This window comes from Algoriphagus sediminis (assembly GCF_030403435.1).
GTDB classification, from domain to species: Bacteria; Bacteroidota; Bacteroidia; order Cytophagales; family Cyclobacteriaceae; genus Algoriphagus; species Algoriphagus sediminis.
Window position 1 is genome coordinate 1 of record NZ_JAUEPH010000013.1, and the last position, 6,402, is coordinate 6,402.

Here is a 6,402-nt window from a genome sequence, read left to right on the forward strand (position 1 = left end):
TACGTACTCTGCAAATAAGGCTCTCCCTTATATCCAGCATACCCCGGATTCACATGCAAACCGTTAAAAATGTATTGGCTGAACTGAGGCAACTGTTGCCCCACAGCGTCTCCGGTACCAAGCCATAGGCCCAGTACCATCAACATTCCCGTGATTCTAAAAATTATTCTCATAACTCAATTATTTATCTCCTTTGATTACCTGAATCCAACCTCTGAACTCGTGCTCTTCTCCTTGTCTATCCACAACTTTCAAGATGTAGAAGTAAGTACCTGACACTTGTCCTGGGGCATTCCAGTCGTTTCTATAATCTTCTTGTTCAAGAACGTGGTCTCCATATCGGTTGATGATCACAATCTCATTGCTGACAAACTTACCAAGACCGAGGATCTCGAAAGTATCGTTATCTCCATCCTGAAGATCAGGAGTGATCACATTCGGGATACGGAATGGAAGAATCTCATTCACATCATCGTCCCTATTGTTATTTGGCTCGATGTCTTCTTCCTCAGCATTTACTTCGGCAATGTTCGTAATGGTACCAGCGTCTCCAGCTTTCACCAGAACTCTGATCACTACTTCGCCTTCAGCTGGCAAGAATGGTATGCTCCATGTGATTCTACTACCGGATACTGACGGAGTACCTACCTCAATCTGAGGATCACTCACGCTCACTACTTCAGAACTCAAGTAGGTCACAGCACCTGGCAGATCATCAACGAGCTCTACATTCGTAGCAGGTGTTCCACCCACATTAGACAATCTGATCTCGTACTCGAACTCATCGCCTTCGTAGATCTCAGCTTCGAAGCTGGTCTTCTCTACTGACAGATCCACCTGATCGTTCAGTAATCTGAAGACTACGAATGCATCATCATTATTATCTGGGAAGGCAGTCTCTCTGAGTACATATCTCAATCGATACTCTCTGGCTTCATTCACACCTGGTATCAGGCTCAAGTCACCATTCTCATCGATCAACAGACCAACTACTCCATCAAGATCGGTGAATTCAAAGTCAACCAAGTCTGGATCAGGATTCACTACTCCGTCGAGGATATCATTCTCAAGGATATTACCCAGAGGACCTCCGTAGCTTACAAAGTACTCTCCGAAGTCATCATCATTAGCAATGATCTCAATCTCAACTAGTCTACAGATCAAACCGAAGTCCATGTCAAGATGTACTCTGTCCTCAGCAGTCACAGTCGCGTCGACAGTATCATCGGTGGTCAAACCACACTGCTCTTCAAGTCTGACACCATTGATGTCTGTCATACGAGCACCTGCGTCAGGAAGAATCTTCACAAGACCAGTTGCCTCCATGGCAGATGCACTTGCCGAAAGTACTGGGTCTGGGACAATTACTGCTGTGTATTCGCCATATAAAGCTCCACCTTGATCGTCGAATCCATCATCCTCAGTCGCTCCTATTCTCTCTCTCCAGTAACCTAGAATTCCAACGATCTGATTTGATTCAAATCCATTTGGACCTGTCACAGTTATATTTCCTGGTTGTCCCGGAGTAGCATTACCTGCAAGTCCGGCTTTGTTCAACTCACCTTCGTTCTCAGGACCGTCATATCGACCATCACCGTTCAAGTCAAACCACTCCCACTCACTGATTGTGATTGGGCCAGCCGTAGGATCATTCAAGGTTACCTGACCATCATCATTGGCATCGAACCACTCATTCTGGATTCCATCCTCATTCAAGTCATACCATACAAAGTCTCCTAGTACGATTCCTTCAAATGGAGCGTAAGGGAAGTCATCAACAATTGTCGAGCATTCCTCAACACTTATGAAGGATAGAGAGCTCTTCTGGAAGTTGAATAGACCCTGAGCGTTCAAGTTTGCATCCTGCACCTGAAGTAAATAGTTACCAGCAGGGATACCTTTGAATACATATCTACCCTCAGCATCCGTAAGGACAATCAATGTCTCTCCAGGAGTATTTCCTTGAGGAACAAGAGTCATCGGAACATTGGCAATTGGACTATCTGTGATGGCATTAAATACAATACCTGTTATCAATTCGATACAATCACCTATCTCAACCACCTCTTCATCTTCCGCTTCAATACCTTCTTCGTCCTCTCCGGTTGGATCATCTGCGCTTGCTTTAGCCACATTCAGAATTGGCTCCTGAGCAACTAGATCTGCAGTGGTCACCGTATATGTTGTGTTCAGAGATACTGATTCTCCTGGAACCAACTCATCGATCTCTTCTTCCAATCCAGTCAAAGGATCTTCCACCATAATATTGGTCAATGTGAGATTACCCGAATTGCTTACTTCAATAGTGTAAGTAATCACCTCTCCAGCATTTTCTACGACTGTTTTGTCTGCAGTCTTAACAATGGTCAAGGCAGGATTCTGAGGAATATCCGTAAAGGTACAGTCACCTTCACAATCGGAATCATCCGGTCTCTCTGGGATTGGAGTTGGATCTTCTGAATCGTCAGTGATATCATCACTTGGATCTTCTGGATCTCCTCCTGGAGCATCACCTCTTGCGAGTGCAATATTTGCTACCCATCCTCTGTCTATATCTTCCTGCGTCAATACATACACTGCGCTGAATGTATCAGTATCTGTCTCACCTGGAGCAAGGTCAATAGGACCACCAGTTACCGTTACAAGGTCATCTTCAACAGTGATTCCACTCAAGGTCACATTACCAGTGTTAGTCACTGTGAATGTATATACTACTGTTTCACCTACCTGAGCAACGCCATCCTCATTAGCATCGGAGAATACTCCATCCTTAAGAATCTCAATCGAAGGATCCTGTGGGATTTCGGTCTCTGTACAATCCGGACAATCTGGATCACTTGGACTTTCTACCGGAGTTGGGTCTTCAGACTGATCTTCAACCTCTACTCCCTTAGGAGATGTACCCTTAGCCGTTGCTATGTTCAATACCAATCCATTATCTACGTCTGACTGAGTCAGAACATAACTAGCGGTAAACGTTGTGTTGTCGGTTTGTCCTGGAGCAAGAGCTATTGGACCACCTTGAACATCTACTTTGGCATCAGTAATGGTTACATTACTCAGGGTTACATTACCAGTATTACTCACGGTAAAGGTATAAGTGATCGTTTCACCTACTTGACCAAATCCATCACCATTCTCATCCTGGAATTCACCATCCTTCAAGATCTCGATTGCTGGATTCTGAGGAATCTCAGTCTCTGTACAATCTGGACAATCTGGATCACTTGGGCTTTCTACAGGAGTTGGATCTTCAGATTGATCTTCAACCTCTACTCCCTTAGGAGATGTACCCTTAGCCGTTGCTATGTTCAACACAACTCCGTTATCGATGTCTGACTGAGTCAAGACATAAGTTGCGAAGAAGGTATTACTATCTGTAGCTCCTACTGCCAGGCTGGCCAATGGACCACCCTGAACATCCACCTTAGCATCGGTCACAGTTACGTTACTCAAAGTCACGTTACCTACGTTGCTTACTGTGAACTTATATGTAATGGTTTCACCCACCTGACCGAAGCCATCATTATTCTCATCATTGAACAATCCATCCTTCAAGATCTCGATTGCTGGATTCTGAGGAATCTCAGTTTCTGTACAATCTGGACAGTCAGGATCACTTGGACTTTCTACTGGAGTAGGATCTTCAGACTCATCCTCAACAGGATATCCTCCTGGACCTTCTCCCTTGACAGTTGCAATGTTCAGCACAAGGCCTTCATCTATATCATTTTGAGTAAGGATATAGCTTGCAGAGAATGTGTTGGAATCAGATTGTCCTGCTCCAAGTCCATTCAATGGTCCACCTTGTACCTCTACCTTATCATCCTCAATCGTGATGTTGTTCAATTCAATATCACCTGTATTAATTACGGTGAAGGTATAAGTAACGCTTTCACCTACTTGAGCAAATCCATCATTGTTCTCGTCTGTGAATACTCCATCTTTCAAGATCTCAATACTTGGAGTCACAACTAGAACGGTTACGATCGCCGTATCACAGTTTGTCGGATTAGGATTAGTACAGATCCTGTATTCTAAGGTATAGATTCCGCTTGGAGTACCTGGAGCCACATCCACTAGACCAGTAGCAGGATCAAGAATTATAACACCCGGGTTACTTTCAGTTACGATAGTAATATCCACCTGAGTAGTGTTTAATCCTACCTGACCATTCAGCTCGTCATTGTCAAGAACATTTACAATGTCCTCGAAGCCTAGCTCAGATACCACTGGGGTACTTGTCATATCATCATCCACAGCAAGTGGAGGGTTAGGATTAGGGTTACATTCATCTGTTGCTCCTGGGTAAGCCACCGGAGAAGATACCTCCGGATTAAGCACCCACTCAACTGTAGTTCCTGGTTCTCTTACCGCAGCGAATCTGAAGTCTCCCTGTACCCACTGACCGTTTTGTAAATCCCATCCTGGCCACTGTGTACCATATCCGTCTTCATTGACCTCAGCACCAGGGAAGAGCATCACACCGGAGAATCCAACATTCTCAACTCGGGTGATTTCTATTCCATCCTTATCCCTCCAAATCATAGTCAAAGGATTTGGACCTAAGTTCTGGTCAAGAAGGTCAAGGTTAAATCCTTCAAGCTCCCACTCTATATAAGGCGCATCCAATTCGCAGAACGTATTTACACGATCCAAAATAATTATCACAGCCCGAACCGTTTCAGAGTCTTCATTAGATTTAACCTCCTCTTGACCAAATTGAGCCGTTGCAAATGCCGTGTTAGTCACAAAGCGCTCAGGAGCTTCAAAATCATCTTGAACTACAAAGTAGGAAGCAGTTACTTCTACGCTTTCACCAATTGCTAGATCCTGATTCACAGCAGGAATATTCGGGATCTTATCATCCGTCACCTGAATAGGTCCTGTAAGATTAACATTACCCGTATTCGTGATGATGTACTTGTAAACAATCTCATCACCAACAGATTCGTAATAGTCTCTTCCTTCTACACCCATTGAACTCACCACATCCTTCTGGATACTAAGTCCGGTTTCAAGTGTGAAGCATGCTTCAGCACTAGCTTCGTCAGAAAGACGAACTCTTACTGGAAGATCATCAGAATCACTTCCTTGACCTGGTACGTCCTGAGGGATAAACTCATCAAGTATCTCAAAGACTTTAGCAGTCGCTGTATTCTCGTAGCACTCAGCCTCGAATAGCTCCTGAGTGATTTCAATGTCAACCTGGAAGGTTTCACTAGCTCCAGGAGTAAGTTCACTGATGGTCCAGATATACTGATCTTTCTCAGCGTCTGGAGCATTTGCAAATGCTGTCTCATCAGTCACCACTACATCGAACAAGCTAACATTTCCTGTATTGGTCACTTCAATCTCGAAGCTTACAATTCCATCAACCTCATCGTCATTCGAAAGCACAGTCTTAGTGATATCAAGACCCTCCTCCTGACAGATAGGAATAATAGTCTCATCATCCGTATCAACGGTAGTTCCTGAAAGATCCATTACTTTCTCCTGTCCAAAGAAGCCTTCTGCAGTAGCCTGGTTCACAATCTCTCCTGCGTCAATATCAGACTGCTTCACGCTGTAAGTCGCTGTGTATACCCAAATCTCAGTCAAGTCAAGGATATCATCATTATTGATATCTCCACTCTGCAACTCGATTGCCGACAAGTCTGTCAATGGATCCGTTACGGTCACATTGCTCAATGGAACATCACCTGCATTGGTCACTGTGAACGTGTAGGTCACAATATCGCTCTCCTCTAGGTCTAAGCAATCATCTTCGCCTGTTGGCTCCTGATCAGAGGTCTTCACTATTCTAATTCCAGCCTCTTGGCATAATGGAATTGTCAATGTGTCTTCATCCCTTACGATTTCCTCATCACCAGTGATCGCGGTCACTTCTACCGTGTTTTCAATCTCTCCTAACTGAATATCGCCTTCCTGAACGGTGTAAGTAGCGGTATATGTCCAAGTCTCATCCACGTCAAGAATGTCATCATCATTTCCTCCAGTTTTCACAGGTTCGCTTAGGTCACTTAAGCCTTCTAGCTCATCTGTAACTTCCACGAAGCCTAGCCCAACATTACCCTCATTGGTGACAGTAAATGTATAGGTGATTTCTGTTCCAGGAATCAATGCAATACAATCTTCACTTCCAGGATCCTGATCAGAAGTCTTCACAACCTTGATACCTGAATCCTGACAGATGTCTACAATCGTATCCTCGTCAGTTTCAACTGTGCTTCCGGATAGATCACTGTCAGATTGCTGACCGAAGAAGCCTTCTGCTTCTGCCTGGTTCACAATCTCTCCAGCTTCGATATCAGACTGCTTCACGCTGTATGTCGCGGTGTATACCCAAGTCTCTGTCAAGTCAAGGATATCATCATTATTGATATCTCCACTCTGCAACTC

General features: G+C 44.3%; 2 protein-coding genes. Both read right to left on the reverse strand.

Features of this window, described 5'->3' with window-relative positions; all coding sequences use genetic code 11:
• The coding region (locus tag QVH07_RS17595; protein WP_435367070.1) for a type IX secretion system membrane protein PorP/SprF at nt 1-146 on the reverse strand (146 nt) is incomplete at its 3' end.
• A gap of 34 nt (nt 147-180) precedes the next feature.
• Nucleotides 181-6,360, reverse strand: coding sequence for a DUF7507 domain-containing protein (locus QVH07_RS17600; protein WP_290003130.1), 6,180 nt, complete (start codon nt 6,358-6,360; stop codon nt 181-183).
• Nucleotides 6,361-6,402 lie beyond the last annotated feature (42 nt).